The organism is Streptomyces sp. NPDC127097, assembly GCF_042724075.1.
Classification (GTDB): domain Bacteria; phylum Actinomycetota; class Actinomycetes; order Streptomycetales; family Streptomycetaceae; genus Streptomyces.
The window spans coordinates 91174-117568 of sequence record NZ_JBHXFI010000004.1 but is presented as its reverse complement, the minus strand read 5'-3'; the positions used below and the strand labels follow the sequence as shown (position 1 = coordinate 117568).

General features: G+C 71.8%; 24 protein-coding genes. 18 read left to right on the top strand and 6 right to left on the bottom strand.

Annotated elements, in window-relative coordinates:
• Nucleotides 1-195 precede the first annotated feature (195 nt).
• The 4 genes from ACFWJW_RS05760 (at nucleotide 196) to ACFWJW_RS05745 (ending at nucleotide 4035) form a co-directional block, all read left to right on the top strand.
• The gene (locus ACFWJW_RS05760; RefSeq protein WP_387235406.1) at nucleotides 196-1002 is read left to right on the top strand and encodes a Tat pathway signal sequence domain protein; all 807 of its coding nucleotides are present in this window, start codon (nucleotides 196-198) and stop codon (nucleotides 1000-1002) included.
• 40 nt (nucleotides 1003-1042) lie between these two features.
• The gene (locus ACFWJW_RS05755) at nucleotides 1043-2365 is read left to right on the top strand and encodes a copper amine oxidase (protein ID WP_387235403.1); all 1323 of its coding nucleotides are present in this window, start codon (nucleotides 1043-1045) and stop codon (nucleotides 2363-2365) included.
• Nucleotides 2366-2465: 100 nt separating this feature from the next.
• Nucleotides 2466-3716, top strand: a complete 1251-nt coding sequence (locus ACFWJW_RS05750) for an SAV2148 family HEPN domain-containing protein (protein WP_085927119.1) — start codon at nucleotides 2466-2468, stop codon at nucleotides 3714-3716.
• Nucleotides 3697-4035, top strand: a complete 339-nt coding sequence (locus tag ACFWJW_RS05745; protein ID WP_387235828.1) for a BTAD domain-containing putative transcriptional regulator — start codon at nucleotides 3697-3699, stop codon at nucleotides 4033-4035. Before ACFWJW_RS05750 ends, ACFWJW_RS05745 begins: the two co-directional genes overlap by 20 nt.
• Here ACFWJW_RS05745 and ACFWJW_RS05740 read toward each other — a convergent pair.
• A complete protein-coding gene (locus tag ACFWJW_RS05740) occupies nucleotides 3981-4784 on the bottom strand; it encodes an SDR family NAD(P)-dependent oxidoreductase (RefSeq protein WP_387235400.1) in 804 nt (267 codons plus the stop codon). The two genes, ACFWJW_RS05745 and ACFWJW_RS05740, sit on opposite strands and share 55 nt — an antisense overlap.
• 227 nt (nucleotides 4785-5011) lie before the next feature.
• Here ACFWJW_RS05740 and ACFWJW_RS05735 point away from each other — a divergent pair, with 227 nt between their 5' ends.
• Nucleotides 5012-5731: a 3'-5' exonuclease gene (locus tag ACFWJW_RS05735; RefSeq protein ID WP_387235397.1), complete on the top strand. Its 720-nt coding sequence runs from the start codon at nucleotides 5012-5014 to the stop codon at nucleotides 5729-5731.
• Between the two features lie 50 nt (nucleotides 5732-5781).
• Here the strand turns inward: ACFWJW_RS05735 and ACFWJW_RS05730 are convergent, their stop codons facing one another.
• Nucleotides 5782-6672, bottom strand: coding sequence for an aminoglycoside phosphotransferase family protein (locus ACFWJW_RS05730; protein WP_387235395.1), 891 nt, complete (start codon nucleotides 6670-6672; stop codon nucleotides 5782-5784).
• Between the two features lie 243 nt (nucleotides 6673-6915).
• Between ACFWJW_RS05730 and ACFWJW_RS05725 the strand changes: the two genes are divergently transcribed.
• From ACFWJW_RS05725 to ACFWJW_RS05700, 6 genes are all read left to right on the top strand, one after another.
• Entirely contained in the window at nucleotides 6916-7857 is a 942-nt protein-coding gene (locus ACFWJW_RS05725) for a carbohydrate ABC transporter permease (RefSeq protein WP_387235392.1), read from the top strand.
• Nucleotides 7854-8792, top strand: coding sequence for a carbohydrate ABC transporter permease (locus ACFWJW_RS05720; protein ID WP_387235389.1), 939 nt, complete (start codon nucleotides 7854-7856; stop codon nucleotides 8790-8792). The genes ACFWJW_RS05725 and ACFWJW_RS05720 overlap by 4 nt, the downstream gene beginning before the upstream one ends.
• Nucleotides 8792-10111, top strand: a complete 1320-nt coding sequence (locus tag ACFWJW_RS05715) for an ABC transporter substrate-binding protein (protein ID WP_387235386.1) — start codon at nucleotides 8792-8794, stop codon at nucleotides 10109-10111. Before ACFWJW_RS05720 ends, ACFWJW_RS05715 begins: the two co-directional genes overlap by 1 nt.
• Before the next feature lie 450 nt (nucleotides 10112-10561).
• Nucleotides 10562-11761, top strand: a complete 1200-nt coding sequence (locus ACFWJW_RS05710; RefSeq protein ID WP_387235384.1) for a S8 family serine peptidase — start codon at nucleotides 10562-10564, stop codon at nucleotides 11759-11761.
• Between the two features lie 211 nt (nucleotides 11762-11972).
• Nucleotides 11973-12560 carry a TetR/AcrR family transcriptional regulator gene (locus ACFWJW_RS05705; RefSeq protein WP_387235382.1) on the top strand — a complete coding sequence of 196 codons (588 nt, stop codon included), beginning with the start codon at nucleotides 11973-11975 and terminating at the stop codon, nucleotides 12558-12560.
• Nucleotides 12557-14083, top strand: coding sequence for an MFS transporter (locus tag ACFWJW_RS05700; protein WP_387235381.1), 1527 nt, complete (start codon nucleotides 12557-12559; stop codon nucleotides 14081-14083). The genes ACFWJW_RS05705 and ACFWJW_RS05700 overlap by 4 nt, the downstream gene beginning before the upstream one ends.
• A 110-nt stretch (nucleotides 14084-14193) precedes the next feature.
• Here the strand turns inward: ACFWJW_RS05700 and ACFWJW_RS05695 are convergent, their stop codons facing one another.
• Nucleotides 14194-15276: a glycosyltransferase family 2 protein gene (locus tag ACFWJW_RS05695; RefSeq protein ID WP_387235379.1), complete on the bottom strand. Its 1083-nt coding sequence runs from the start codon at nucleotides 15274-15276 to the stop codon at nucleotides 14194-14196.
• A 245-nt stretch (nucleotides 15277-15521) separates the two neighbouring features.
• Here ACFWJW_RS05695 and ACFWJW_RS05690 point away from each other — a divergent pair, with 245 nt between their 5' ends.
• Nucleotides 15522-16115, top strand: a complete 594-nt coding sequence (locus ACFWJW_RS05690; protein ID WP_387235378.1) for a DinB family protein — start codon at nucleotides 15522-15524, stop codon at nucleotides 16113-16115.
• 174 nt (nucleotides 16116-16289) lie between these two features.
• Here ACFWJW_RS05690 and bla read toward each other — a convergent pair whose 3' ends face one another.
• Nucleotides 16290-17198 carry a class A beta-lactamase gene (gene bla, locus ACFWJW_RS05685; RefSeq protein ID WP_387235376.1) on the bottom strand — a complete coding sequence of 303 codons (909 nt, stop codon included), beginning with the start codon at nucleotides 17196-17198 and terminating at the stop codon, nucleotides 16290-16292.
• A gap of 140 nt (nucleotides 17199-17338) precedes the next feature.
• On the opposite strand from bla, the gene ACFWJW_RS05680 reads away from it, so the two are divergent.
• Nucleotides 17339-18268: a LysR family transcriptional regulator gene (locus ACFWJW_RS05680; RefSeq protein ID WP_387235373.1), complete on the top strand. Its 930-nt coding sequence runs from the start codon at nucleotides 17339-17341 to the stop codon at nucleotides 18266-18268.
• Nucleotides 18265-19167 carry a serine hydrolase gene (locus ACFWJW_RS05675; protein ID WP_387235370.1) on the top strand — a complete coding sequence of 301 codons (903 nt, stop codon included), beginning with the start codon at nucleotides 18265-18267 and terminating at the stop codon, nucleotides 19165-19167. The genes ACFWJW_RS05680 and ACFWJW_RS05675 overlap by 4 nt, the downstream gene beginning before the upstream one ends.
• A gap of 42 nt (nucleotides 19168-19209) precedes the next feature.
• On the opposite strand, the gene ACFWJW_RS05670 is transcribed toward ACFWJW_RS05675, so the two are convergent.
• Nucleotides 19210-19686, bottom strand: a complete 477-nt coding sequence (locus ACFWJW_RS05670; protein ID WP_387235367.1) for a DUF1453 domain-containing protein — start codon at nucleotides 19684-19686, stop codon at nucleotides 19210-19212.
• A 70-nt stretch (nucleotides 19687-19756) separates the two neighbouring features.
• Here ACFWJW_RS05670 and ACFWJW_RS05665 point away from each other — a divergent pair, with 70 nt between their 5' ends.
• Nucleotides 19757-20374 carry a TetR/AcrR family transcriptional regulator gene (locus tag ACFWJW_RS05665; RefSeq protein ID WP_387235364.1) on the top strand — a complete coding sequence of 206 codons (618 nt, stop codon included), beginning with the start codon at nucleotides 19757-19759 and terminating at the stop codon, nucleotides 20372-20374.
• 138 nt (nucleotides 20375-20512) lie between these two features.
• On the opposite strand, the gene ACFWJW_RS05660 is transcribed toward ACFWJW_RS05665, so the two are convergent.
• The gene (locus tag ACFWJW_RS05660; RefSeq protein ID WP_387235362.1) at nucleotides 20513-23008 is read right to left on the bottom strand and encodes a SpoIIE family protein phosphatase; all 2496 of its coding nucleotides are present in this window, start codon (nucleotides 23006-23008) and stop codon (nucleotides 20513-20515) included.
• A 241-nt stretch (nucleotides 23009-23249) separates the two neighbouring features.
• Between ACFWJW_RS05660 and ACFWJW_RS05655 the strand changes: the two genes are divergently transcribed.
• From ACFWJW_RS05655 to ACFWJW_RS05645, 3 genes are all read left to right on the top strand, one after another.
• The gene (locus ACFWJW_RS05655; protein ID WP_387235359.1) at nucleotides 23250-24953 is read left to right on the top strand and encodes a sensor histidine kinase; all 1704 of its coding nucleotides are present in this window, start codon (nucleotides 23250-23252) and stop codon (nucleotides 24951-24953) included.
• On the top strand, nucleotides 24946-25632 hold the full coding sequence (locus ACFWJW_RS05650) for a response regulator (protein ID WP_387235357.1): 687 nt from the start codon (nucleotides 24946-24948) through the stop codon (nucleotides 25630-25632). Before ACFWJW_RS05655 ends, ACFWJW_RS05650 begins: the two co-directional genes overlap by 8 nt.
• 217 nt (nucleotides 25633-25849) lie before the next feature.
• Complete coding sequence (locus tag ACFWJW_RS05645) at nucleotides 25850-26326, top strand: zinc-binding dehydrogenase (RefSeq protein WP_387235354.1); 477 nt, start codon at nucleotides 25850-25852, stop codon at nucleotides 26324-26326.
• Nucleotides 26327-26395: the final 69 nt, after the last annotated feature.

The window sequence follows — 26395 nt, the reverse complement described above, 5'->3', positions numbered from 1 at the left end:
ACACATCCGCGGAACGGTGCGAAATCCTTCCCCCCTTCTGTCGCAACTTTTCGTACACAAAGGCTTTTTCGCGAGATCTCCGCTGAATGGTGGCAACCTGTCGCGATGTCGCATCGTCCTACTGGTCGCCCTACCGGAGGACCGGCCGGGGGAGCCGACATGCGTGTCACGAGGATGTGACAGCAGGGAGGAACCGTGCGCCATCTGATGCACCGCCACCTGGGCAAGGCCGTCGCGGGCGCCGCCGGCGCGCTGACCGGCACCGCCGCCATGGTCGCGATCACCTTGCCGTCCGACGCCGGCGCCGCCGGCGGTACGGGCCCCCGGAGCCGGCCCGCCGCGGCCGCACCGGGACGCGACCAGGGGCCGCCGCCACCCGGCGTCGTGGAGAAAGCCCCCGCGGAGGGGGAAAGCGGCCGGGGGCGGGACCCGCTCACCGACGACGAACTGCGGCGCGCCCAGGACCTGGCACTGCCGCGCACCCGGCGCGGCGGCGCCGCCGACGTCACCGGACGGCCCGGCCCCGAACGCCTCACCACCGACCTGGCCGAACTCGCTCCCGCGGAGACCGGGCTCGCCGACCCGCCGCGCCGGGCGCTGGTCTCCTTCTACGACTACGCGCGCGACAGCTACGTCACCAAGACCGTCAACCTCACGACCTCGAAGGTCGAGTCGACGGACACCCAGCACGGCGTCCAGCCGCCGCCCAGCCACGCCGAGGCCGTCGAGGCGGCCCGGCTGCTGATCGCCGCCCCGCTGGGCTCCGGTCTGCGCCAGGACTACCGCGCCGCCACCGGACACGACCTCACCGGGCCCGATCCGCTGTCCGTCACCGGCTTCGTCTACCGCGGCCGCGCCGCGGGCGACGCGAAGGGCGCCCTCGGCGACTGCGGGGAACACCGCTGCATCCGCCTCTTCACCAAGGTCAAGAACGGCCGGTGGATCGACACCCGCCGCTTCGTGATCGACCTCAGCGCCCGCACCGTCGCCCGTCTCGGCTGACCGCCGCCACCGACCACCCGCCACCCCACCGGAGCCCGCCTTGCCCGGAAGACCCGCCACCCGCCGCCCGCGCCGCCGCGCCGCGGTCCTCGCCACCGTCCCGCTGCTGCTCGCCACGGCCGCCCTGACGACCGGCCCGGCCGCCCAGGCCGCCCCCGAGGCCCCCGCCGCACCCGCGCCCACCCCCCACTGCGGCGCCGCCCACCGCATCACCCGGACGCTGGACGGCGGCACCGTCTGGCGCATGTGCTGGCACTACGAGGGCAACGCCGGTCTCGTCCTGGACGACGTCTCCTACCAGCCCAAGGGCGAACGCACCCCGGTCAAGGTGCTCACCACCGCCAAGCTCGCCCAGATCCACGTCCCCTACGACGACGGCCGGAACGAGTACGACGACCTCACCGGCCAGGGCTTCGCCCAGGGCCTCCAGAAGCTCGACCCGGCCGAATGCCCCGGCGGCACCCTCAAGACCGTCCGGGTCCCCGGCGCCTATGACCCCGCCCACCCCGACGTCAGGGGTCTGTGCGCCACCACCCGCGCCCGCGGCCACGCCTACCGCATGGGCCCCTACCCCGGCGAGCGCGCCAAGATCTACCAGCTCCAGGGCAAGGACCTGCTGCTCTACACCGTCAACAAGGTCGGCTGGTACGAGTACATCAGTGAATGGCGGTTCTCCGGCGACGGCGCCATGACCGTGCAGGTCGGTGCCACCGGCACCGTCTCACCCGGCGACTACGACGCCGGGGACGGCCGGGGCGCGCCGCTCGGCAAGGGCGCCAAGGACTACGCCACCAGCCACAGCCACAATGTCTTCTGGCGGCTCAACTTCGGCCTGGGCGGCTCCGCCGCCAACAAGATCGAGCAGTTCGACTCCGCCACCACCGTCCGCTCCGGCGGCCGCACCCCCACCATCCGCACCACCCGCACGCCGGTCACCAAGGAGCTGGCCGGGGACGCCGGCCCGCTGCGCTGGTGGCGGGTGGTGGGCGCGGGCCGCAACAAGGACGGCCACCCGCGCTCGTACGAGATCGTCCCCGGGCCGACCAGCAAATACAGCGGGCGCAGTTACACCACCCATGACGTCTATTTCACCGAGTACAACAAATGTGAGCAGTTCGCCAGCAACAACCTGGCCAACTGTGGCCCCCGGGCCGGCAAGAGCGTCGACACCTGGGTCAACGGCCAGCCGCTGAAACACCCCATCGCGTGGGTCAACATCGGGTTCCACCACATCGCCAGGGACGAGGACCAGGAGCCGATGCCCGTGCACTGGCAGGGCTTCCAGCTGGTGCCCCGCGATGTCACCGCTATGAATCCGCTCACTCCGCCCACGCTGTCCGGGCACAACGGGCACTATGGATAAGGGGAGTTGGTAACCGACTCGATCCATCCTGCTGCACCGCCTCCCGCACCGCAGTAGTCTGCCTTGATCGTTGGCACGGGGGTTCGGAAGGCGGTGGCAGGTGAGCGGCGGGCTGGAGTTGCCCCCTGGTGACGAGAGTCATGAGGGCCATGAGGGCGGCTCCGTCGACGCACCGCCCGGCGCGGTGTCCCTGGCACGACCGCTGGAGATCGGGGCTGAGCTGGACTGGGGCGCCGACGCCTGGAGCGAGGTGCGCACCCGCGCCCGCCGGGCCGGTCGCGCCTACATCTGGCTGAATCTCGTCGAGCAACGGCTGCGGGCCGTCGTCGCGGCCGTCCTGCGGCCCATCTACGAGCCGGTGCACGGCGACGAATGGGTCATCGCCGCGGCCGGCCCCGCCGGTCAGGAGTGGGTGCAGCGCGCGGTCGCCGTCCGCGAGGTCAGCCGCCGCAAGGGCTACCTCCTCGACCCCGCCGACGACAACATCGTCAGCTTTCTGACCCTGCCGCAACTCCGCGAACTGATGGTCCAGCACTGGCCCTGCTTCGAGCCCTACTTCGACGACCGCCGCGACGTCGAGCTGGCCCTCGACGAACTGGAGGTCGCCCGCAACATCGTCTCCCGCAACCGCGCCCTGTCCGAGACGGTCCTCGCCCAGGCCGAGCGCGCCTCCGCCCGCCTCCTGGACATACTCGGCTCCGGCGTCGGCACCCGGATCTCCGGACGGCTGCCCATCGACGCGGTGGAGGACCTGGTCGGCGACCGCTACGCCGATGTCATCGGGGTGCACTCCGACCGGGTGCGCCTCCAGCGCCAGCTCCCCGCCGAGGACCTCTTCGGCGACGCCCGCCGCCTCGACGCCGTGGGCATAGGACTCAACCTCCTGGTCCAGAACTACTCGGGCCGTCGCCTGGTCCGGCTCGCCGAATCCGGCTGCCGCGTCCGGCTGCTCTTCCTCAACCCGGCCAGCAGCGCGGTCCGCCGCCGAGAGCGCGAAATCGGCCTGAAAAAGGGCGAGATGAGCCGCTCCATCGAGATGAACATCCTCCATATGCGGCGGGTGCGGGCCAGGCTGCGCGACCCCGGCGCCTTCGAGATCCAGGTCTTCGACGAGACCCCGCGCTTCACCGCCTACCTCGTCGACGGCGACGGTCCCGACGGCGTGGCGGTGGTCCAGCCCTACCTCCGCAAGAGCCGCGGCATGGAATCCCCCGTACTCGTCCTGCGCGGCGGCGGCCGGGAGGTCGTCCGCCAGGACGCCCCGCACACCCGCGACGGCGACCACGGTCTCTTCGAGACCTACCGGGAGGAATTCGAGAGCATGTGGGCGGATTCGCGGCCGGTTTCCTGAACCGGACGCCGCCCCCGTCACCCACGGGGGCGGCAGTCGCCGTACTACGGGGCTCCCGGCGCCGCGGGCCGGCCCCCGACTGCGCCCGGTGGCCGAGAGCCTGGAGGAGCAGCGGCTGACCGCCCTGGAGGAACGGGCCGCGGCCCGCCTGGAGCTGGGCGAGCACGCCCCGCTGACCGCCGAGCTGGCCGGTCTGGCGGCCCGGCATCCCCTCCGCGAACGGCTGCGCGTCCTCCAGCTGACGACAAGCCGGCCGGCCGGGACCTACGGCGTCCCCGTGATCCCCCCGTCGACCCGTAGCTCGATCCCGTTGACATAGTCCGCGAGCGGGCTCGCCAGATAGGCGACCGCGGCCGCGATGTCCGACGGGCGCCCCAGCCGCCCGCTCGGATTCGGCGCGTACTCCGCGACGAGGTCCGCCTCGTCCGGCCCGCCCTCCGAGTCCCCTTGGACGCCGTCGTCCCCGGCCGACCGCTCCTCGAACATCCGGTACATGGAGGGCGTGACGATCACCCCCGGGCTCACACAGTTCGCGGTGACCCCGGTCCCGGCGAGGTGCCGGGCCAGGCTGGTGGTCATGTTCACCACGGCGGCCTTGGCGGCGGAGTACGTCACCATGTGGGGCAGCGGTGTCCGTACCGCCCGGCTGCCGATGGTGATCACCCGGCCCCAGCCGTGGGCGCGCAGCGACGGCAGCAGGGTCTGGCTGACCCGCACGGTCGGCAGCACATTCCCCTCGAAGGCGGCCCGCCAGTCGGACGGCCGGGAGCTCTCCCAGTCGTGCTCGGCGAACGGACCGGCGTTGTTGACGAGGATGTGGGCACCGAAGTCCCGTGCGGTGAGGGCGACCTGCTCGGCGATGCCCGGTTCCGTCAGATCACCGAGCACCACTTCGGCCCGCACCCCACGGGCCGCGACCTGCTCGGCGACGGCCGCCGCGGCCCCCGCGTTCCGCCCGTGGACGAGGACGTCGCACCCCTCGTCCGCCAGCGTCTCGGCGATCGTGGCCCCGATGCCCGAACTGCTGCCCGTCACCAGCGCGCCGTGTCCTGTCAGCCGTAGGTCCATGGCGGTCAGCCTAGGGGTGCGGGGGGCCGGTGGGGCCTCTGTCGCGACAGGCCGCCGGTCGATTGTCAGTGGTGCGTGCGAGAGTGGGCGAGCAACGGGGGAAGTACCACCGAAGGAGGCCGCATGAGCGAGCGCAGCAGGGGGATCCCCCCGGCCGAGGGCCGGGGGTTCGTCATGGCGGGGTGCGCGCCGCGCGAGTGCGAGGCCGGGCGAAGCGAGGTTTCGGCATGAGTTGGCATCAGGGGCTGCTGGTCAGCTTCGATCTGGAGACCACGGGCACCGACGTCGAGCAGGACCGCATCGTCACCGCGGCCCTGCTAAGGCTGGAGGGGGACGGCCGGCCGGCCGCCAAGCTGACGTGGCTGCTGGATCCGGGTGTGCCGATTCCGGACGAGGCAGCGGCCATTCACGGCATTTCCACCGCATATGCCCAAGAGCACGGGTGTCCGCCGGCCACCGCCATAGAGGAAATCACCGAGGCGCTGGCCGAGGCCCTGCGCGCGGAGATCCCGCTGGTGGTGATGAATGCGCGCTATGACCTCTCGCTGCTGGACCGCGAGTGCCGCCGCCACGGCCTGCGCACCCTGACCGAACGCCTCGGACACGCGCCCGCACCGGTCATCGACCCGCTCGTCCTGGACAAGCATGTGGACCGCTACCGCAAGGGGAAGCGCGCCCTCCAGGCACTCTGCGGTCACTACGGCGTCCCGCTGGACGGCGCACACGAGGCGGGCGCCGACGCGGCGGCCGCGGCCGGCGTCGCCCGGCGCATCGGGGAGAAGTACCCGGCCGTCGCCCTCCCGTCGCCCCGTGCGCTGCACACCCTCCAGGAGCAGGCGGCCGCCGAACAAGCCACCTCGTTCCAGGCGTATTTGCGGCGCTCCGGCGACCCCCGGGCGATAGTCGAGCCGGCCTGGCCGCTGATCCCGTACCAGGCCGGCGTCTGAGCGAGAGCGGCCCGGCCGGGCCGCAGGGCGGGCCCGTCAGGCCGCCCCCCTCAGAAGGGATACCACCGCACCGTCGCATCCTTGTCGCGCAGTGAGGCGATTCGGCGCCGGAACTCCTTGGCGGCCGCCGGGTTTCCGGGCGCGTGCTGGGAGACCCAGGCGCAGCTGGCAGTTTCCCGCGATCCGCGCAGCACGGCGCAGCCCTCCCAGTCCCGTACGTCCCAGCCGTAGACGGACACGAAGGTGTCGTAGGCGTCGGCGGGCAGGCCGTAGCGGTCCCGGCTGAGCGCCATCACGACCAGATCGTGTTCCCGCAGATCGGAGGAGAAGGTTTCCAGGTCGACCAGCACGGGGCCGGCGGGCCCGACATGAATGTTGCGGGCCAGGGCGTCGCCGTGGATGGGGCCGCGGGGCAGATGCGGTTCCAGGGCCGTGGCGGCGGCCGCGAAGGCATCCCGCCGCCCGCGCAGATACTCCGCGTCCGATGCCGGCACGGCGTCGCCGGCCAGCCGCAGCCAGCGCTCGACACCGCCGAGCAGTTCGCGGCGGGGGAGCGCGAACGGCGGCTCCGGCAGCGCGTGCACCAGCTTCAGCAGCGCGGCGAGATCGTCCGGACCGGCGGGGCGGACGGCCTCCGGCAACCGCTGCCAGTAGGTCACGGGATGTCCGTCCGCCAAGGTCGCCACGGGCTCCGCGGCCCGTACGGCCGGTACGCCCTCGGCGGCCAGCCATTGCGCCACGCCCAGTTCCCGCTCGGCCCGCTCCAGGAGTTCGGCGCTGCGGCCCACCCGGACGACCGGTCCGTGGTCGCCGAGGGCGAAGACGGCGTTCTCGCCGAGGGAGAGCAGTGCGGCGTCGGCGGCGGCCTCGGGGTGCCCGGCCGCGGCCAGCACGTCCCGGGCGCGCGCCTCCGTGAAGGCGGCGGGGCTCGGTTCGGTCATCGGGATGCCTCCTGGTGCATGGACGCGACCAGTGTCGCAGGTAGGGGCCGCGGCCCCGGAAGGTATCCCGCGGGGGGCCGTGCCGGAATCGGCCGGGGACCTTGACGGGGGTGCGGGCCGTCACGACGATGACGGCGGCCGGGCACGGCCGACGGGGGGAAGAGGGGGAGCGATGGCAGCAGTGTCCACGGCGGGGGCATCCGGCACCGGACCGTCCGCGCCGCGTCGTGCGGAGCCGCTCCCATGACCCTGGCGACCACACCCCGGCGGCCCACCGCACCGGCCGCGGACCGCGCCGCCCGGCCCCGGCGCGGCCTCGGCGCCTGGTTCCTCGTGCTGCCCGCGCTGCTCCCGATCCTGGTGCTGAGCGTGGGACCGCTGCTGTACGGCATCGGGCTGGCGTTCACCGACGCCCAGTCGGGCCGGACCCAGGCCACCCGCTTCGTGGGGCTGCTGAACTTCTCCGATCTCTTACAGGACTCGCTGTTCTGGGACTCGTTCCGGATCGGCCTGATATGGGCCTTCGGCGTCACCGTCCCGCAGTTCCTCCTCGCCCTCGGCCTGGCCCTGCTGCTCCATCTCGATCTGCGGCTGCGCTGGCTGGCCCGGGCGCTCGCGATCATCCCGTGGGCGATGCCCGAGGTCGTCGTCGGCATCATGTGGCGGCTGGTCTACCACCCGGACGCCGGCATCCTGAACGAGACCCTGCGCGGCCTGGGACTGTCCGGCGCCGGCGACGGCCGGGACTGGCTGAGCGGACTGGCCACCGCGCTGCCCGCGGTCCTCGTCGTCGGCGTCTGGGCCGGGATGCCACAGACCACTGTCACGCTGCTGGCCGGTCTCCAGAACGTGCCCCGCGAACTGCACGAGGCCGCGGCCATGGACGGCGCGGGCGCCTGGCGCCGCTTCCGCACCGTCACCTGGCCCGCCCTCCGGCCCATCGCCCTCGCCGTCACCGCGCTCAACTTCATCTGGAACTTCAACTCCTTCGCCCTGGTCTTCGTCCTGACCGACGGCGGCCCCGGCGGCCGGACCAGACTGCCGATGCTGTTCGCCTACGAAGAAGCCTTCCGCTACGGGCAGTTCGGATACGCCGCCACGATGGGCCTGGCGATGGTCGCGGTGATCTCGGTCCTGCTGGCCGTCTATCTGGCCGGCCGGCTGAAGGGGGACGACGACCGGTGAGCGCCCCCGAACGGGCCGACGGCAGCCGCGGCAGCAGCGTCCCGCGCGACGCGGGAAGCGTCCGTACCCGACGACGCAACGGCGGCCCGCCGCGGCGCCGCACTCCACGCCGCACCGCCACCCGCACCGGCCAGTACGCCGCCCTCCTCGGCTATCTCGCCTTCCTCGCCTTCCCCTTCCTCTGGCTGCTCTCCACCGCCTTCAAGCCACCGCGGGAACTGGGCAGCCCGCACCCCACCTGGATCCCTGAGGCGCCGACCCTGGAGAACTTCCGGCAGGCTTTCGCACAGCAGCCGCTGTCGGCGGCCGCGGGCAACAGCCTGCTGGCCGCGGCGGTCTCCGCGCTGCTGGCCATCCTGCTGGCGACCCCGATGGCCTATGTCCTGGCCCGCGTCCGCAACCGCCTCTCGCGGGCGGCCACCGGCTGGGTCGTGATCAGCCAGGCATTCCCGCTGGTGCTGGTGATCATCCCGCTGTTCCTGATCCTGAAGGGGCTCCATCTGGTGGACTCCCGGATCGGTCTGATCATGGTCTATGTGGTGTGGTCGCTGCCGTTCGCCCTGTGGATGCTGACCGGCTATGTCCGGGCCGTCCCAAGGGAGTTGGAGGAGGCGGCGGCGATGGACGGCGCCGGCCGGCTCCGTACGCTCGTCTCGGTCACCGCACCGCTCCTCGCGCCCGGCATCGTCGCCACCGCGCTGTTCGCCTTCATCACCGCCTGGAACGAGTTCTTCTTCGCCCTGGTCCTGCTCAAGTCCCCGGAGAAACAGACGCTGCCGGTCGTGCTGACCCACTTCCTGGGCGCCGAGGGCGTCGCCGACCTCGGCCCGCTCGCCGCCGCCGCGCTTCTGGCCACCCTTCCGAGCCTGCTGCTCTTCGCCGTCATCCAGCGGCGGATCACCGGTGGGATGCTCGCCGGGGCGGTGAAGAGCTGATGCGTCACGACCCTCCGCCCGGACGCCGTGTCACCCGGCGGGGCCTGCTCGCCGCGGCCGCCGCGCTGCCGGCCGCGGCCCTGCTGCCGGGCTGTTCCGACGACCGCCGGCGGTCGGCCGGCGGCCCGATCACCCTGCGCTTCCAGTCGCTGGCCTGGCAGCAGGACTCACTCAAGGTCAACAAACAGCTGGTCGCCGAATGGAACCGGCAACGCCCCGACATCCAAGTGCAGTACGTCCAGGGCGCCTGGCCCACCGTCCACGACCAGCTGCTGACCTCCTTCGAGGGCGGCGAGGCCCCGGACATCATCCATGACGCCTCCGACGACCTCGCGGACTTCGCCTACGGCGGGGACCTCGCCGACCTCACCGCCCTCCTCCCGCCGCGCCTCAAGCGCGACATCCCGCAGCGGAGCTGGGAGACCGGCACCTTCGACGGCCGCATCCACGGCGTCCCGTTCCTCCAGGAACCACGGGTGCTGATCGCCAACCGCACCAAGCTGCACCGGTCCGGCGTCCGCATCCCCACCCCCGAACACCCCTGGACCTGGCCGGAGTTCGAGGAAGCGGCCCGGCGGCTGACCCGCGGCACCACCTACGGCGTCGCCTGGCCGCTGAAGGAACCCGTCTCCGCCACCCTCAACCTCGCCCTGTCCACGGATGGCCGGATCTTCCACCGCCGCCGCGACGGCACGGTGGAGGTGCGCTTCGACGCCGTCGACCAGAGGGTGCCGCGCACCCTCCATGACCAGGTCAACGTCGCCCGCAGCGCCTCCCGTTCGACGCTGGGCATGGGCGGTTCCGACACCCTCCCGGGCTTCTTCGCCGGACGCTATGCGATGGTGCCGCTCGGCTTCTCCTACCGTCAGCAGATCGTCCAGCAGGCACCCAAGGGCTTCGACTGGACGGTGCTGCCCGCTCCCAAGGGCACCGCCCTGGACCAGGGCGTGAGCCCGCAGACCCTGTCGATCGCCGAGGACTGCCCGTACAAGGAGGAGGCGATGGCCTTCATCGACTTCTTCCTCAGCCCGCCGAACATGGTCCGGCTCGCCCTGGGCGACTGGCTGCTGCCGACGGGTCAGGAGGCGCTGAGGGATCCGGCGCTACGGGTCGCCCGATATGACTGGGCGACCGGCACCGCACTGGCGGACTCGCTGCGTTCCGCCCCGGCCCAGTCCGTCCGTGGATATCCGGAATGGAAGGACAAGATCGCCACCCCGGGCCTCCAGGAGTACTACAGCGGCGCCATTGGCCTGGACACCCTGCGGAAGCGGCTCGTCGAGGACGGCAATCTGGTGCTCGCCCGCTACCAGCGCTGAGCGCATGCGGAGAGGTATATCGGCGCACGGCCCTGAGTGCGCCGTGGCGGCTTGCCGGCGCTGCCGTTCCGCCCCAACTGGTCCTGCCGCACTCCGTATTGGGAGTGACGCGCCTCTCGTGCCCACCGGAGCAAGCGGCACCGGGTATCTGCACGCCGCCCCGGCACACCGTTCACCGCTCCGCCGCACCGTTCACCGTCCCGCCACTCTCTATTGCGTGAACGTAAACGGAGTTGAGTCCCTCCGGTTCAACTCCTGGGCCACTTTGACCACTTCTGAAACATTTCCCATTTCAGGGCCCTTGTTGCTTATCTCACACGCCCCGGCTGGCCTTGAATTGAACTCATCAATCAGACAGGGTTTCGAGCCAGTCCGACGCAGATCTTCCGGTCTCTTCGGGCTATTGCGCAACGCTTTCCCCCCACACCACGAACGAGGAGAATCCTCGCAATGGCTCACAAGCGTTCCAGCAAGAAGCGGCTCATCACGGCGATATCCGCCGCAGTTGCCGCCACTGGTATCGCCGCCGTCACCGCGGTCACCGCGGGCGCGTCCCCGGCCGCCGAAGGCAAGATCTACGGAGCCGAGGCCAAGGGCGCCGTGGACGGCAGCTACATCGTCATGATGAAGAAGTCGATCCGTACGACGCAGAGCGGCGACCTGGCCGACAAGTACGGCGGCAAGGTCAAGCGGAACTACTCCTCCGCCATCGACGGCTTCTCGGCGACCGGTCTCAGCACCGAGGAGGCCAAGCAGCTCGCCGCCGACCCGGCCGTCGACAAGGTCGTCCAGAACAAGAAGTTCCACATCAGCGAAGCCCAGGCCAACCCGCCGTCGTGGGGCCTGGACCGCATCGACCAGGAAGACACCAAGGGCGACAAGAAGTACAACTACCCCGACAGCGCGGGTGAGGGCGTCACCGCCTACGTCATCGACACCGGCGTCCACATCAAGCACAAGGACTTCGGCGGCCGGGCGTCGTACGGCTTCAACGCCGTTGACGGCAGCGACAAGGCCGAGGACGACAACGGCCACGGCACGCACGTCGCGGGCACCATCGGCGGTACCGAGCACGGCGTCGCGAAGAAGGCCAAGATCGTCGGCGTCAAGGTCCTGGACGGTCAGGGCTCCGGCACCACCGAGCAGGTCGTCGCGGGCATCGACTGGGTCACCAAGAACCACAAGGGCCCCTCGGTCGCCAACATGTCGCTCGGCGGCGGCGCGGACGAGGCGCTCGACGCGGCCGTGAAGAAGGCCATCGACGCCGGTGTCACCTTCGCCGTCGCGGCGGGCAACGAGTCCTCCGACGCGGGCCAGGGCTCCCCGTCGCGGGTGAAGGAAGCCATCACCGTGGCCTCCAGCACCAAGGAGGACGAGCAGTCCGACTTCTCCAACTTCGGCAAGGTGGTCGACCTTTACGCCCCCGGCTCCGACATCACCTCGGACTGGAACGACGGCGCCACCAAGACCATCTCCGGTACGTCCATGGCGACCCCGCATGTCGTCGGTGCCGCCGCGGTCTACCTGGCCGGTCACAAGGACGCCAAGCCGGCCGACGTGGCGAAGGCCCTGACCGACGGTGCCACGCCCGACAAGATCACGAACCCGAGCGAGGGTACGCCCAACAAGCTGCTGAAGGTCGTCGAGTAATCATCTGACTTCCTCAGCTCCACCCGCCGGCCGTCGCGCTCGCCCCCACGGGGCGCGGCGGCCGGCGTCGTTGTGTCTTCCGTGACGCGATGCGCGGGCGGTTCCGGTGGGGCGGGTGCGGCGACGGGGTCCCCTCCCCGGCCCCCCGACCCCGGCCGCCGTCGCCGAGCCCGCGTAGACAGTGTCTACTACCATACGGTAGACAGTGTCTATGAGTGATCAAGACGCGGCGGGCCTGCGCGCCCGTTTGGTGCAGGCCGGAGTCGACCTGCTGGCCGAAGAGGGCGTGCAGGCACTGTCGTTGCGGGAGATCGCCCGCCGGGCCGGGGTCTCCCATGGGGCTCCACGGCGCCATTTCCCGACCCATCTGTCCCTGCTGTCCGCCATCGCCCGCCAGGGATTCGCCGATCTGGCCGACAAGGTCGCAGCGGAGGTCGACGGCCACCGGACGGACCCCCGCGCCCAGCTCATGGCCCTGGGGCGCGGCTACCTCGACTTCGCGCTGACCCACCCCGGCATGTTCGAGCTGATGTTCCGTCACGACCTGCTGGAGAGCAACCATCTCGGCCTCCGGGAAACCAGCCTGCCGCTCTTCCAGACCCTCGTCGACCTCGTCTCCCGGGCGCAGCCACAGTCCGATCTGCCGCCACCGGTGATCGCGGGCGCCCTCTGGAGCAACCTGCACGGCATCGCCCAACTGTGGCGATGGGGCAGCCTCCCACTCGCCACGGGGGCCGACGATGTCGAGCCGCTGCTCCGGGCCGCCCTGGACGCGCACCTCGGGCCGGCGGGCCGATGACCACCCGACGCCTGCAACGCCTCGTCCTCACCGGCAGTATCACCGGGGCCGTGATCGTCGCCCTGGACGGCACCGCACTGACCGTGGCGCAGCCCGCCCTCCAACGGGATCTGCACGCCTCGTTCGGGCAGGTCCAGTGGACCAGCACCGGCTATCTCATCGCCGTGGCGAGCCTGCTGGTCTTCGCCGGCCGGCTCGGCGACCGCTACGGCCACCAACAGCTCTTCGCCCTCGGAATCCTGGGCTTCGGCGCCACCTCGGCGGGAATCGGCCTGGCACCCGGCGTCGGCTGGGTGATCGGACTACGGGTGGCCCAGGGCATCTTCGGCGCACTGCTGCAACCCGCCACCCTGGGAATGCTCCGGGCCACCTATCCACCCGACCAACTCGGCATGCCCCTCGCCCTGCGCACCAGCGCCATCGGCCTGGCAGCCGCCACCGGGCCGGTGCTGGGCGGCGCGCTGGTCGCACATTGGGGGTGGCGGGCGGTCTTCTTCCTCAATGTGGTGCCGGCGTGTCTGATCGGGGGGCTGGCGTGGGCTGTTCGGCGGGCTGTCCCTGTCCCTGTCCCTGTCCCTGCCGCCGTGACCTCAAGGGCCGTGACCGTCAACACCGCCGGGCCCACTGCCGCCGGAACTACCGCAACTGGCGGCGTCCGTACCGCAGATGGCACCGCAGATGGCCTCGACCTGCCGGGTGCCTGTCTCCTCGCACTGGCTCTGGTGAGCCTTGTGCACACCCTTGTCGCCCTTCCGGAATCCGGCTGGACGGTGGTCACCGCACTGGGCGGGGCCGCGGCCGCGTTCGCCTGCGGCGCCTTCATCCGGCACGAACGCCGCACCGCGAGCCCCCTGGTCCCCCTCTCCGTGGTCGGTTCGGCCACCATCGCCTCGGCTCTCGCCGTCCTGCTCTCCGCCTCGGCGGCGCTTTTCGGCACGCTCTTCGTCAGCACCTACTTCCTTCAGGACGTCCTCGCGATGGACCCGATGGAGAGCGGTCTGCGAGTGCTGCCCCTGGCCGTGCTCATGGTGCTGAGCGCCCCGGCCTCGGCCGTACTACAGCGCCGGTACGGCCCCCGCCGGACGACCGTGACGGCGATGACGCTCCTCACGCTCGGGGTCTTCGTGCTGTCCCAACTCGACCGGACCTCGACGGCACCGGCCATCGGCGCGGGATTCCTCCTACTGGGCGCCGGCTTCGGCACGGTGATGGTCACGGCCACGGCCGTCATCGTGCGCCATGTGTCCACGGCCCACGCCGGAGTAGCGGGCGGACTCCAGCAGACCGCGATGAACATCGGCCCGACACTGGGTGTCGCCACCGCCACCATGCTGGTGACCCTCATGACCCCCGCCACGGGCGACCACTCACCCGGCGGACCGCACTGGACCGCCGAAGCCTTCCGCTCCGCGATGGGCCCCACCCTTCTGACCCTGGCGGCCGTCGCCGCAATCGGCGGCCTGGCCGCGGCCAGACTCCCGCGACGCCCGGCCGACGGCGATTCCCGGCAGCGGCCCGCGTAAGCATCGCCAGTGTGTCGTCGGCGGCGGGCGCGTTGCCCAGCTTCACGGGCCGGCGGGTGGAGGCGGCGTCGTCCGGAGCTCGGCCGGCGGGCGGCCTCGACGCACTGGGCCTATGCGAGCGCCGCCCGAACTGGCGCGGTGTCGGCCCGGCCTTTCTCGTAGACCGTGAGGCCCCGTGACAGGTGGAGCGGCACCAGGAGTAGTTCCACGATGAGGGCCTTCCAGGCGTAGACGAGGTTGACGGCCTTGGTGGCGTAGACGCAGGGGATGTTCAACAGGACGGTGGCGAGCGGGAGTTTGCGGCGGTGGGCGGCGTAGAGGAGTGGTGGTGTTGTCAGCAGGAGTTCGGCTCCGGCCCACCAGAGGAAGGCGAGCGCCGGTGGTTGATCGGTTGTCGCGGTGAGGACGAACGGCGTCGCCCACCACAGGGGTGCGGTGAGGATCTCCAGGAGGGCGAGGAGGACCCAGAGCGCCAGCAGGGGTTTGTGGAGGATCAGTTGGCCGAGGTGGAGCCGGACGTTCTGGCAGAAGCCGGCCATCCAGCGCCAGACCTGTTTGCGGAGATAGGTGAGGTCTTCCGGATCGGCGGCCAGGGCGACGGCGTCGGAGACGTAGACCGCGCGTCTGCCCGCGATCTGCTGGGACCACGTGAAATCCATGTCTTCGACGATGGTTCGTTCCGGGAAGCCGCCGAAGGCCATCAGATCGTCGCGCCGGAAGATGGAGCAGCAACCCGAGCAGACCATGGGGCTGTTGGCGCGGGCCTGGATGGGGCGGTGCCAATGGAAGCCGAAGAGATATTCGGTGGAGCGTCCGCGTTCCCAGAGTGTGCGGGTGTGGCGGGTGCGGACCGTGCCCGCGGCGACCGCGACGCCGGGGTCGTCGAAGACGGGTAGGACGGTTTCGATGTAGTCCGGCGCGAGGACGGTGTCCGCGTCGACGGCCAGGACGAGGTCGGTGGTGCATTGGGGCAGGGCGTAGTTCTGTGCCTTGGCCTTGCTGCCGAGGTTGCGGGGCGGGCGGAGCACACTCACTCCGTGTGCCGCGGCCACCTCCCCCGTACGGTCCGTGGAGGCGTCGTCCACGACCAGGACCCGGTCAGGCGGGACCGTTTGAGAGGCGAGGGACTCCAGCGTGGCCGGGAGCCCTTCCTCCTCGTTGTGCGCGGGCACGATGACGGTGATGGTGTGCATGTCGTTCTCCCCCTGTCTTGCGGATCGCGCTGACTACGACCGTGAGCAGTCCGATCACGCCGTAGACGATGGTGCTGATGCCGATGAACGGCAGTCCTCCGTGCATGTCGCCGACGGTAGGGGAGGTGGTGCCCGGCGTGGTTCCGGAGGCACCCTCCTGTGGATAACTCGCGCAGGGGGATGGGGCGTCGCGGGATTCCGCCGCGAGCGGTGGATGGCGAGCGTGCGAGCGGCAGACTGGGCCCATGAATCCATCGGATGCCAAGGCTGACCTTCGCTTCTATCTTCAGTCCGCCCGCGATGCCCTGTTGTGGAAGCTCGACGGGCTCTCGGAGTACGACATCCGCCGCCCGTTGACCCCGACCGGCACCAATCTCCTGGGCATGGTGAAGCACGTGGCCAGTGTGGAGCTGGGCTACCTCGGCGACACCTTCGGACGGCCGGCCGGCGAGCCGCTGCCCTGGCTCGAAGACGGTGCCGAGACCAACGCGGATATGTGGGTCACCGCCGACGAGTCACGCGAGTACATCGTCGAGCTCTACCGCCGGGCGTGGGTGCACGCGGACGCGACGATCGACGCGCTGGAGCTGGACACGATAGGCAAGGTGCCGTGGTGGCCCGACGGCAAGGACGAGGTGACGCTGCATCATGCTGTGGTGCGGGTGATTGCCGATACGCACCGGCACGCCGGCCATGCCGACATCCTCCGGGAACTCATGGATGGTGCCGTGGGGATGAACGAGGGCAACGACAGCATGGCGTCGGGTGATTCGGCCTGGTGGGAGAACTACCGAAGCCGACTGGAGCGGGCGGCCAAGGAAGCCGACCGGGACGCGTAAGTTCAGGGCGGGGGCTCCTGGGTGACGCCGCGCGCCGGCCGGCCCGAACCCTCGTCACGGCCGTCCCGGCGCCCGCACGCCACAGCCGTCCCCGCACCCGGCGTCCGGGCCCGCGCCCCGCAGCCGTCCCCGGCGCCCGCGCCCCACACCCGCTCCCGGCGTCCCCCGGCCCCCCTACGACACCCTCTCCGCCACCACCGACGCCGCCTGCGCGATCAACGCGTCGTCATGGTCCGCGTTCTTCTGGGTGCGGTTGGACATGATCGCTACGACGATGGGGGCGGCGTGCGGTGGCCAGACCACGGCGATGTCGTTGCGGGTGCCGTAGGTGCTGCCGGCGCCGGTCTTGTCGCCGACGAGCCAGGTCTTGGGCATGCCGGCCTTGATGAGCTTCGCTCCGGTGGTGTTGGTCTGGAGCCACTTCGCGAGCTGTGCGCGTTCGCGCCCGGGCAGGGTGTCCCCGAGGACGAAGGCGCGCAGGTCCTTGGCGAATGCCCGGGGGGTGGTCGTGTCCCGGGTGTCGTTCGGGGCCCAGTCGTTCAGTTCCGGCTCGCGGCGGACCATCCGGGTGGTGTGGTCACCCAGCTTCTCCAGTACGGCGTCGAGGCCCTTGGGGCCGCCGATCGAGTCGAACAGCAGGTTGGCGGCGGTGTTGTCGCTGTAGCGGACGGCGGCGTCACACAGGGCGCGCAGGGTCATCCCGGTGTCGACGTGCTTCTCGGTGATGGGGGAGTTGGGGACCAGATCGTCGCGGGAGTAGGTGATCACCTTGTCCATGCCGGGCAGTGAGTACTTTTGCAGCACCGCGCCGGCGGCCATCGCCTTGAAGGTGGAGGCGTGGGCGAAGCGTTCGTCCTGGTGGTAGGCGATCTCGCGGCCGGTGCCGGTGTTGATCGCGTACACCCCGAGCCGGGCGTCGAACTTTCGCTCAAGGTCCTTGAATGCCTGGGCGGATGACTTCGGTGTCGCGCTCGCGTGCGCTGCTTTGGTGGTCGGGGAGGGGGCGCCGCAGGCGGTGAGCGGGACGAGGCTGAGGGCGGCGAGCGCGCCGATGAGGAGGCGCCGGGCTCGGGTGTGGGGCATGTCAGATCCTTTGGAAGTCCCGGGCGCGCAAGGCGCACGGGGAAAGGGTGGCGGCCGGCCCTGCGCCGGGTGGCCGCCGTTGCCGTGACCACCCTCGCGTTCCGGCATCTATGCAGTCCAATGCGCTCATGAGGGTTTCCATGCCGAAATCGCATAGGGTGTGGCGCGTGGATCTGGTGGGAGCGTGCCGTGCGTTTGTCAGCGTGAGCGAGCGCGGCAGTTTCACCGTCGGAGCGGCCGCCGCGCGGATGTCGCAGTCGGTGGCCAGCCGTCGTGTCGCCGCCCTGGAGGAACGCTTCGGTGAGCGGCTCTTCGAGCGAACGGCGCGGCGGGCCGTGCTCACGCCCTTCGGCCGGGACATGCTGCCGGCCGCCAGACAGCTGGTGCTCGCGGCCGATGTCCTTCAGCATGAGGCGGAGACCGCCAAGCTCAAGCCGTGGCGGCTCGCGGTGCCCGACATCTGCTCCACCGCTGGTCTCGCCCGCCTCATCGCCGACGCACGAGGTCACGGCGTCACCCTCGATCTCCGCGCCGCGGCACCGGCGGAGCGGGCCGAGCTGCTGCACTCCCAGCAGGTGCGGGCCGCCCTGCTCGCCGTCCCGCGGGACGAGGCGACCTGGTCCGTGCCGCTCGGGCTCGCCGGTGCGCAGGATCCGGGAGGCAAGCGCCTCTACGTCGAGACGCTGCGCTTGGGGCGCGCCGCGCTCGGCGAGCCCCGCCGTATCTGGATCCAGCCGGAGGACGATGTGCCGCATATCCGTGACCCGTTGACGCGACTGCGCGATGCCGTCGGTCTGCGGCCCGCCCAGCTCGTCGTCGCGGCGGACCACACGACCGCCGCGGCCGAGGTGCTGTGCTCGCGCGATGTGCTGCTCTGCTCGCCCGCCCAGGCCCGGGAACTCGCCCTGCACTGGCGTCCCCTCGGCGAGATCACCCTCACCCGGGGGTTCGCCCTTGCCACTGCCGTGGCCGGCCACCCGGACCATATCCGTGCGCGTCTGGGCGACGAGATCGCCCGCTGTCTCGGCGCCGACGAGGGCGTCGGGGCGCCGGGCGCGGTGGTGACATGAGCACCGAGGCACTGCTTCGCGAGATGCGTCAGCGGCTGCGCGACGGCGGCCTGCACGGCTGCTTCCTCGTCCGGGACCTGCATACGGGACAGGAGCTGGGCATCGAGCCGGACACCCAGCTGCCCGCCGCTTCCCTGGTGAAGATCCCGCTGGCGCTGGCGACACTGGAACGCATCCGGCGCGGCGAGCTCGACGGATCGACGATGCTGACGGTGGAACCCGGGCGGATCACCTCGCCCGGTCCGACCGGGCTGAGCCGCTTCCGTCATCCGGTCCGGATCGCGATCGATGACCTGCTCTACCTCAGCACCTGCGTGAGCGACGGGACGGCCGCGGACGCGTTGTTCGCCCTCACCCCGCCTGCTCAAGTCGCCGGGATCATACGGGAGTTCGGGATCCAGGGCGTCTCCGTCCGGCACACCACGCGCGAGCTGACCGAGACCCCCGTGGAACGCTTCGGTGCCGCGGAGGCGCATCTCGCCTACGCGCTCGCCATTGAGGCCGGCACGAGCGGGCGCGGCCACCGGGTGCCGCAGCTCGATGTGACCCGTGCGAACTCCGGCAGCGCGCGCTCGTACGTCGAACTCCTCCAGGCGCTGTGGACACCGTCGGCGATCCCCCCGGAGGTGGCCGGGCGCGTCCGCGGCCTCATGGCGGACAATCTGCTGCGGCAGCGCATCGCCCCGGACTTCAGCTCGGACGCCTCCACTTGGTCCTCCAAGACGGGCACCCTCCTCAACCTCCGCCACGAAGTCGGGGTCGTCGAGCACTCCGACGGCCAGACCTTCGCCATCGCCGCCCTCACCGAGTCCCTCGTCCCGGCCGGCACCCAGCCCGATGCCGATGCCCTCATGGCTCATGTCGCCCGCACCCTGCGTGATCACCTCCGGCAGCTCTAGGTGTGTTGTCCGGCAGATGCGGGCGCGGGGTACGGCGATGAGTCAGCGTGTACGTGGTGGGGCGAAGGGGATCCCCGAAGCCATGCCGCGATGGCCGACCATGAGGGACTCGCCGAGGAAGCTCAGGCCGATCGAGAGCTGGATGGAGCGTGCGTTCTCGTGCATGCCCATCTTCACTGCCAGGACGCTGAAGCCGGCCGTGAGTGCCAGGGTGCCGATCACGGTGAGGAAGGTGCGGCCGGTGTATCGCTGCCACAGGACGCCTCCCTTGTCGACGAGCTGAACGGTGGCGCCGCGGAGTGCGCCGAGTGCCGCACCGAGGAGGCCGCCCGTGAGGACCCAGGTGAGGTCGGTGCCGGTCAGATCCGTCTTCTTGACGAGGGACAGGATGCCGATCCCGATCAGGATCGCCGGGGCCACGAAGAGGTCCTTTGCGTTGACCGGTTCACCGGTCAGCCGTTTGATCACGACGGCGATCACGACCACCGCGACGATCGCGGCGAGCAGCCAGGGGTTCACGCGGATACCACCCAATCTTTATAGCACGACTGAGTTAAAAAATTTAGCTCAGTCGTGCTATAAAGGCAATGTGCCAAAGATCGTCGATCCCGTGGCCCGTCGTAGGGCGGTGGCGCAGGCGGCCCTGTCCGTCGCCGCCCGGCAGGGGCTGGAGCATGCGTCGCTGCGCAACGTCGCCGATGAAGCCGGACTCGCCATCGGCTCGGTCCGCCACTACTTCGCCGACCACGACGAGTTGATGACCTTCACGATGAGGGAGCTCAGCCGGCGCATCGGCGACCGCATCCGCACCCACGCCGAGCGGCTGCTGGATCCCGACGGCGGCATGGACCGCCGGGCCGGAACGGAAGAGCTCCTGGCCGAGTTCCTCCCCCTGGACGAGGCCCGCCGCCGGGAGTCCGCGCTCTGGCTCGCCTTCACCACCGCCGCACTCACCCGCCCCGAACTACGGCCCTGCGCCGCCGAGATGCAGGCCAACCTGCACGCCCTGATGTCGCGCGTGCTGCACGAAGCCCGGTGCGCCGGTGGACTGCCGGACGGCATGGACGTCGAACTGGAAAGCACGCGACTGGCCGCCCTCCTCGACGGCCTCAATCTCCAGGCGACGCTGCTGCCGGACCGCTATTCGCCGAAGCTGCTCCGGCAGGTACTGCGACGGCACTTGGACGCGCTCAGGGCCGGCAGCTGAGCTCCGGCCAACGTGTTCAGCCCGTACTTCCGCATGCTTCGGAGGCGTCAACGGTTCGCCGATCACCCCGTCGGCGCTTCCTCACGGTTCGCCACCCCCTAGGAGTCACCCCCCCTAGGAGCCCCCCCAGGAGTCCCCCTAGGTGCCGCCCCCTGGCGCGCCGTCCCGGTGCGCCGGCCCGGGGCCGTACTCGGTGAGCAGCAGGGCGATGTCGTCGGCCCGGTACGAGGAGCCCCGGGCGTTGTGCAGCAGCCGGTCGGCGAGTTCGTCCAGGGAGTCCGCGCGGGCGTGGGCCAGGGAGGAGCGGAGGCGGTCGATGCCCACGTCGATGTCGGCCCCGGGCTCCTCGACCAGGCCGTCCGTGTAGAGGGCGAGGACGGATCCCGGCGGGAGGTCGACCGGGGTGGCGGGGTAGTCGCTGGTGCGTTCCACGCCGAGGAGCGGGCCGATGTCGAGGTCGAGAACCTCGGTCGTGCCGTCGGGGCGGCGGAGCAGCGGCGGGGGGTGGCCGGCGGTGACGGCCTGGGCGTGGTGGGTGCGGGCGGCCACGTGGAGGCAGCAACAGCTGGCCAGCAGCCCGGGGTCGAGGTCGACCAGGGTGCGGTTGACGCCCGCCATCACCTCGCCGGGGGTATGGCTCACCGCCGTGAACGCCCGCACCGCGCTGCGGAGTTGGGCCATGGTGGCCGCGGCGGCGATGCTGTGCCCCTGCACGTCGCCGATGATGAGCGAGACCCCGTCACCGGTGGGGATGGCGTCGTACCAGTCGCCGCCGATGTCCATGCCGCTGGTGCCGGGCAGATAGCGCGCGACGGTGCGGATGCCGGGGATCACGGGCAGCCGGTGCGGCAGGAGCGCCTGCTGGAGGCCGCGGGCGATGGCGAATTCCGAGTCGTAGAGCTTCGCGCGTTCCAGGGCCTGGGCGATCAGCCCGGCGAGGGCGGTGAGCACGCCGCGGTCCTTCTCGGTGAACCGGTGGTTCCGGTCGAAGCCGAGGACACAGGTGCCGACCGGGTGGCTGGAGGCGATCAGCGGCAGATACGCCCAGGAGTTCACCTCGCCGGTGGGGGTGCCCGGATAGTTCCGGGTGAGGTCCTGCCGCGATTCGATGAAGAGCGGAGCGCCGGCGGTCAGGGCCTCCGTTCCGGGCAGCCGGGCGTGCAGCGGTGCGCCCTCCAGCCCGTCGAGGAAGTCTTCGTGGCGCCCGGTGTGGAAGAGCCGGTGCATCGTTCCGTGCCGGACCACGTAGACGGCCAGCTGCTGGCCCCCGAAGGCGGGGAGGAGCTGGTCGGAGACGACCTCGCAGACCTGGCGGGTGGTGACCGCCTCGGTCAGCGCGCTGCCGAGCTGGAGGACGTGGTGCATCACTCCCAGCCGCGTCGGGGTGGCGGCGGCCGGCTCGGCCGTGGACGCGGGCGGTGCCGGGGCCGAGGGGGGATGGCCGAGGGGTACCACCCGGCCGGTCACGCCGTCCGCTTCCGGATGGAGCGAGAAGGCGAGCCAGTGGTCGGGCGCCTGGCAGGCGAGGAAGGAGGCCGGTGCCTGCGAGATCATCGCGGACCGGTGCCGGGACTCGACGTCGGGGTCGGACAGCCACGGCAGCGCGTCCCAGAGAACCCGGCCCAGCAGCTCGTCACCGGACACGTCCAGCTGCCGCAGGGCGGTGTGGTTGGCGTAGGTGACCCGCCCGTCGGGGGCGAGGGAGAACAGCCCGTCCCGCAGCCGTTCGACCGCCGCGACGGCCGCGCTGCCGGCCCGGCTGTCGACGACCGCGCCCACCAGCTGGCGGCGGCCCGGCGGGTCATCGGTCTCCAGGACGCGGGCCCACAGCTCGACCGTGCGGTACCCCTCGCCGCCGCCCCCGCGCTCCCGTACGCGCAGGCGCCGCGCGGTGATCCGGCGGCCCCCGGCGGCTGCCTCCCGGGCCGCGGACAGGAAGCCGGCGAGATCGCCGGGGTGCAGGCAGGCGGCCAGCGAGGTGGCCTGCCCGTCGAACGTACGGGGGTCGCGACCGAAGATCGCGCAGAGCTCGTCGTCCCCGCGGAAGGCGCCGGAGACGAGGTCCCAGCCGAACAGGCCGACCCGTACGGCCGGGGCGGAGGGCGCCGGGATCTCGACGGGAACCGTCTCCGGGGCGCAGTCCACCGGATCGCCGGTACGGGCGCGGAGCGCGGCGAGGGAGCCCCCGAGCCGGCCGGCGACGGTCCGTACGTGCCGGCGCCGGGCCCGGGACAGCCCTTCGCTGCCGGGTGACGCCGCCCAGACGACCGCCAGCGCCCCGAAGGTTTCCCCGCCCGCGCCCACCGGTACGGAGCAGGAGCCGAAGGCGTACGGCAGCGCCACCGCGAGCTGCGGATAGCGGCGCATCGTCTCCTCGGCGTTGGCCAGGTGGACGGTGCGCCCGGAGCGGTACGCCGTGGCGAGCGGGATGGGGCTGCTCACCGGGATCAGGCGCCAGCCACCCAGCAGGGAGGGCGGCACCCCGTACGCCGCGGCGAGCACGATCGACCGGCGGTCGCGGGAGCGGAGGAAGACGCTGGCCGCGTACGCGCCGGTTCCTTCGACGGCTTCAACGGCGGCCGCGGCGAGCAGATCCGCGCGCTCCGCCGTCTCGCCGACGGTCATCCCGCGCATACCTCCAGTGTGCGCATGAGTCGGCCCACCGGCCCAGAGCGGCAACTCAGGGAGATGTCCGGGTCACAGCCCGCACTCCCGCCGCGCCGGGGCGCCCTCCGGCCCGCACCCTGCCCGTAGTGGTCCCGCCTTTGGGGCCGCTGTCTTCGGGCCGCGGCCCCGTGGCCTCTGTCTTTGGGCAGAGGCGGCTCCCCCTCAAGAAGCAGGGAAGCCCCGGGCGGAGCCCCCGATAATCGTCGTCATGTCCTCCAGTGCCCCGCCCGAGACCGAGCCCACCGCTTTCCGCAGCCTCTTCGCGGGGCCGGGGGAGCAGGTGCGGTGGCTGGTGTGGCGGGCGGTGGGCGAGGCGGTGGTGGCCGCGGCGCTGGTGCTGCTCGTCCACGAGGGGGAGGTGGGGATCGAGGCCAGGCTGGTGGGGGAGGCGGCGGGCCTGGCGGCTCTCGGCATCGTGCTGGTGCTGGTGCGGCGCCGGTTCCCGGCGGCCTGTCTGGTCGGGCTGGCGGCGCTGATGGGGGCGGTGCCCTCGGTGGCGCTGCTGACCGCGGTGGCCGCCTACACCGCGACCCGGCAGCTGAGGACGCCACGGCAGCGGGCCGGGGTGCTGCTGGGGGCCGCCGCGCTGACGATGCTGGTCGGCGCGCTGCTCGCTCCCGCGCTGGAGGTGGGCAGCAGTCTGTTCGGCCTGGCGCTGGGTGCGGTGCTCGCCGTCAGCACGGTCATCGTGCCGGGGCTGGTCGGTACCGCCGCCGGGCAGCAGGACCGGCTGCTGCGGGCGCTGCGGGAGCGCGCGGCCGCCGCCGAGGAGGCGCGGCGGCTGGCCGAGAGCGAGTCCCGGATGCGCGAGCGGTCGCGGATCGCCGCGGAGATGCACGATCTGGTCGGGCACCGGCTGAGCCTGGTCTCCCTGCACGCGGGCGGGCTGGAGATGGCACTGGAGAAGGCGGCGCCCGAACTGCGGGACGAGGCCGCCGTGGTACGCCGCGCCACCCGGGACGCGATGCAGGAGCTGCGGGCGGCGCTGGGGGTCCTCGGCCCCCTGGAGAGCGACACCGGCACCGGCGCGCTGACCGACGCGACGGGCACCCGGGCGGACATCGAGGCGCTGGCCGAGGAGTCGCGCCGGGGCGGCATTCCCGTCGAGCTGTGCTGGGAGGGGCCGGATCTGGATGCCCGGCAGGCCCGGGTGCGGCGGGCGGTGCACCGGGTGGTGCGCGAGTCGCTCACCAATGTGCACCGCTACGCGGCCGGGGCACATGTCACCGTTGCCGTCCGCCACACCGGCGAGCGGGTGGTGGTGCGGGTACGCAACGGCGTTCCGCCCACCCCGCCCGCCGCCGCGACGGGCCTCGGCTCCGGACGCGGGCTGGCCGGGCTGCGGGAACGGGTGGCGCTGCTCGGCGGAGAACTGGCGGCCGCGCGGACGCCCGGTGGCGGCTTCGCGGTCGCCGCCGACCTCCCCGCCGACCCCGGGCCCGGCGCCGAGCCGACGGACGCGCGGCCGGACGCCGGTGGCCCGGTCGTTGCCGACGAGCCCGCCGGCCGGCTCTCCGCCCTCCAGCGGCGCGCCGTCGGCGCCGTCATCGGGCTGCTCGGCCTGACCGGTGTGCTCGCGATGGTGCTGTTCGGGGTCCTGCTGGTGGCCCATTCACGGTATGACCTCGCGTACGAGCGCCCCGAACGGCCCCGGGTGGGGATGACGAAGGAGCAGGTCAAGCGGGCCGTGCCACCGGACGACGGGGCCTCGCGGGCGGCCGCCGAGGGGCATGAGCCGCCACGGCCGCCGGCCGCCACCGACTGCCTGTATCCGTACGTGAGCGAGGATGCCGAGGGCGGCCGGCTGCCGATCGTCCGCTACTGCTTCCGGTCCGACACCTTGATCGCGATCGACCGCTTTACCGTTCCGATGGTGACCGAACCTCATGGTGGGAGCAGGACGCATGACTGACTACGCCAACTCCGCGCTCTCCGGGCCGGCTTCCGCGATCCGGGTGCTGCTCGCCGACGACGAGGAGATGGTCCGGCACGGCGTCCGGCTGATCCTCCGGCACGCCGAGGGCATCGAGGTGGTGGGGGAGGCGGCCAACGGCGCCGAGGCCGTCCGGCTCGCCGCCGAGGACCGGCCCGATGTGGTGCTCCTCGACGTCCGGATGCCCGTACTCGACGGGCTCGCGGCCGTCGAACCGCTCACCGCCCTGGACCCCGCGCCGCAGGTCGTCATGCTCACCACCTTCGGCGACGAGGAGAACGTCCTGCGGGCCCTGCGGGCGGGCGCCACCGGCTTCCTGCTCAAGGACGAGGGCCCGCAGGAGCTGATCCGCGCGGTACGGGCCGCGGCCGCCGGGGACGCGGTGCTCTCGCCCGGTGTCACCGGGACCGTCGTCCGGCGGATGCTCGGCGGCGGCGGGCCCCCCGTCCCGGACCGCAGGGTGGCGGGGCTGACGGACCGGGAGCGGGAGGTGCTGGTGATGCTGGGCGAGGGGCTGTCGAATCTGGAGATCGGCGGCCGGCTCGGCATCGGGGTGGGGACGGTCAAGACCCACGTCGGCTCGATCCTGGGGAAGACGGGGTGCGGCAGCCGGGTGCAGGCGGCGGTGCTGGCGCACCAGGCCGGACTGATGGGCTGAGGTCCGGCCGTGGTCCGTGCTGGCGAGGGCGCGGCCAGGCTGCGCGCGATGCAGCCGAGCTGAACCAAGGGGCGGGCCCCCGGCCACCGCACCACGGCGTGCCGTGTCGGCCGAACGGGCGAAGATGCCGCGACCGGCTGTCGCCGGGCCCGGTCCACGGGAAGGGCGAGGGCATGAGTCCCCCGCAACGCCCGTGCCTGACGACAGGCCATCCGACATGCTCTCCACCGGATTCGTCGCCGCCGAACACGCGGAACTCCAACTCGGCGAGACCGTCGCGGTCTTCGCGCAGGGCGCGGTGGGGCCGTCGGCGACGATCGGCTGCCGCCTGCTCGGCGCCGGCCTGATCATCGCCGTCGAGTCGGTCCCTGCCCGTCAGGAACTCGCCCGCCACTTCGGCGCCGACCTGATCGTCGACCACACCCGGTGCGACCCGGTCGAGCGCATCCTGGAGCTGACGGACGGCCAGGGAGTCGACGCCGCCATCGAGGCGCTCGGCGCCCCGCAAACCTGGGAGGCGGCCTTCCGGGTCACCAAGCCAGGAGGGCGCATTTCCCACGTCGGCTACCACGGGGAGGTGCGAGAGCCACTGAAGATCCCCCTGGAGCCGTTCGGATACGGCATGTCGACAAGCAGCTGTACGGCGGCTTCAACCGCGGAGGCCGCGGCTGGCTTCGACGCATCTTCCGTCTGATGGAGACGGGCAGGGTCGACCCCACACCCATGACCACCCACGAATTCAGCTTCGACGACATCGAAGAAG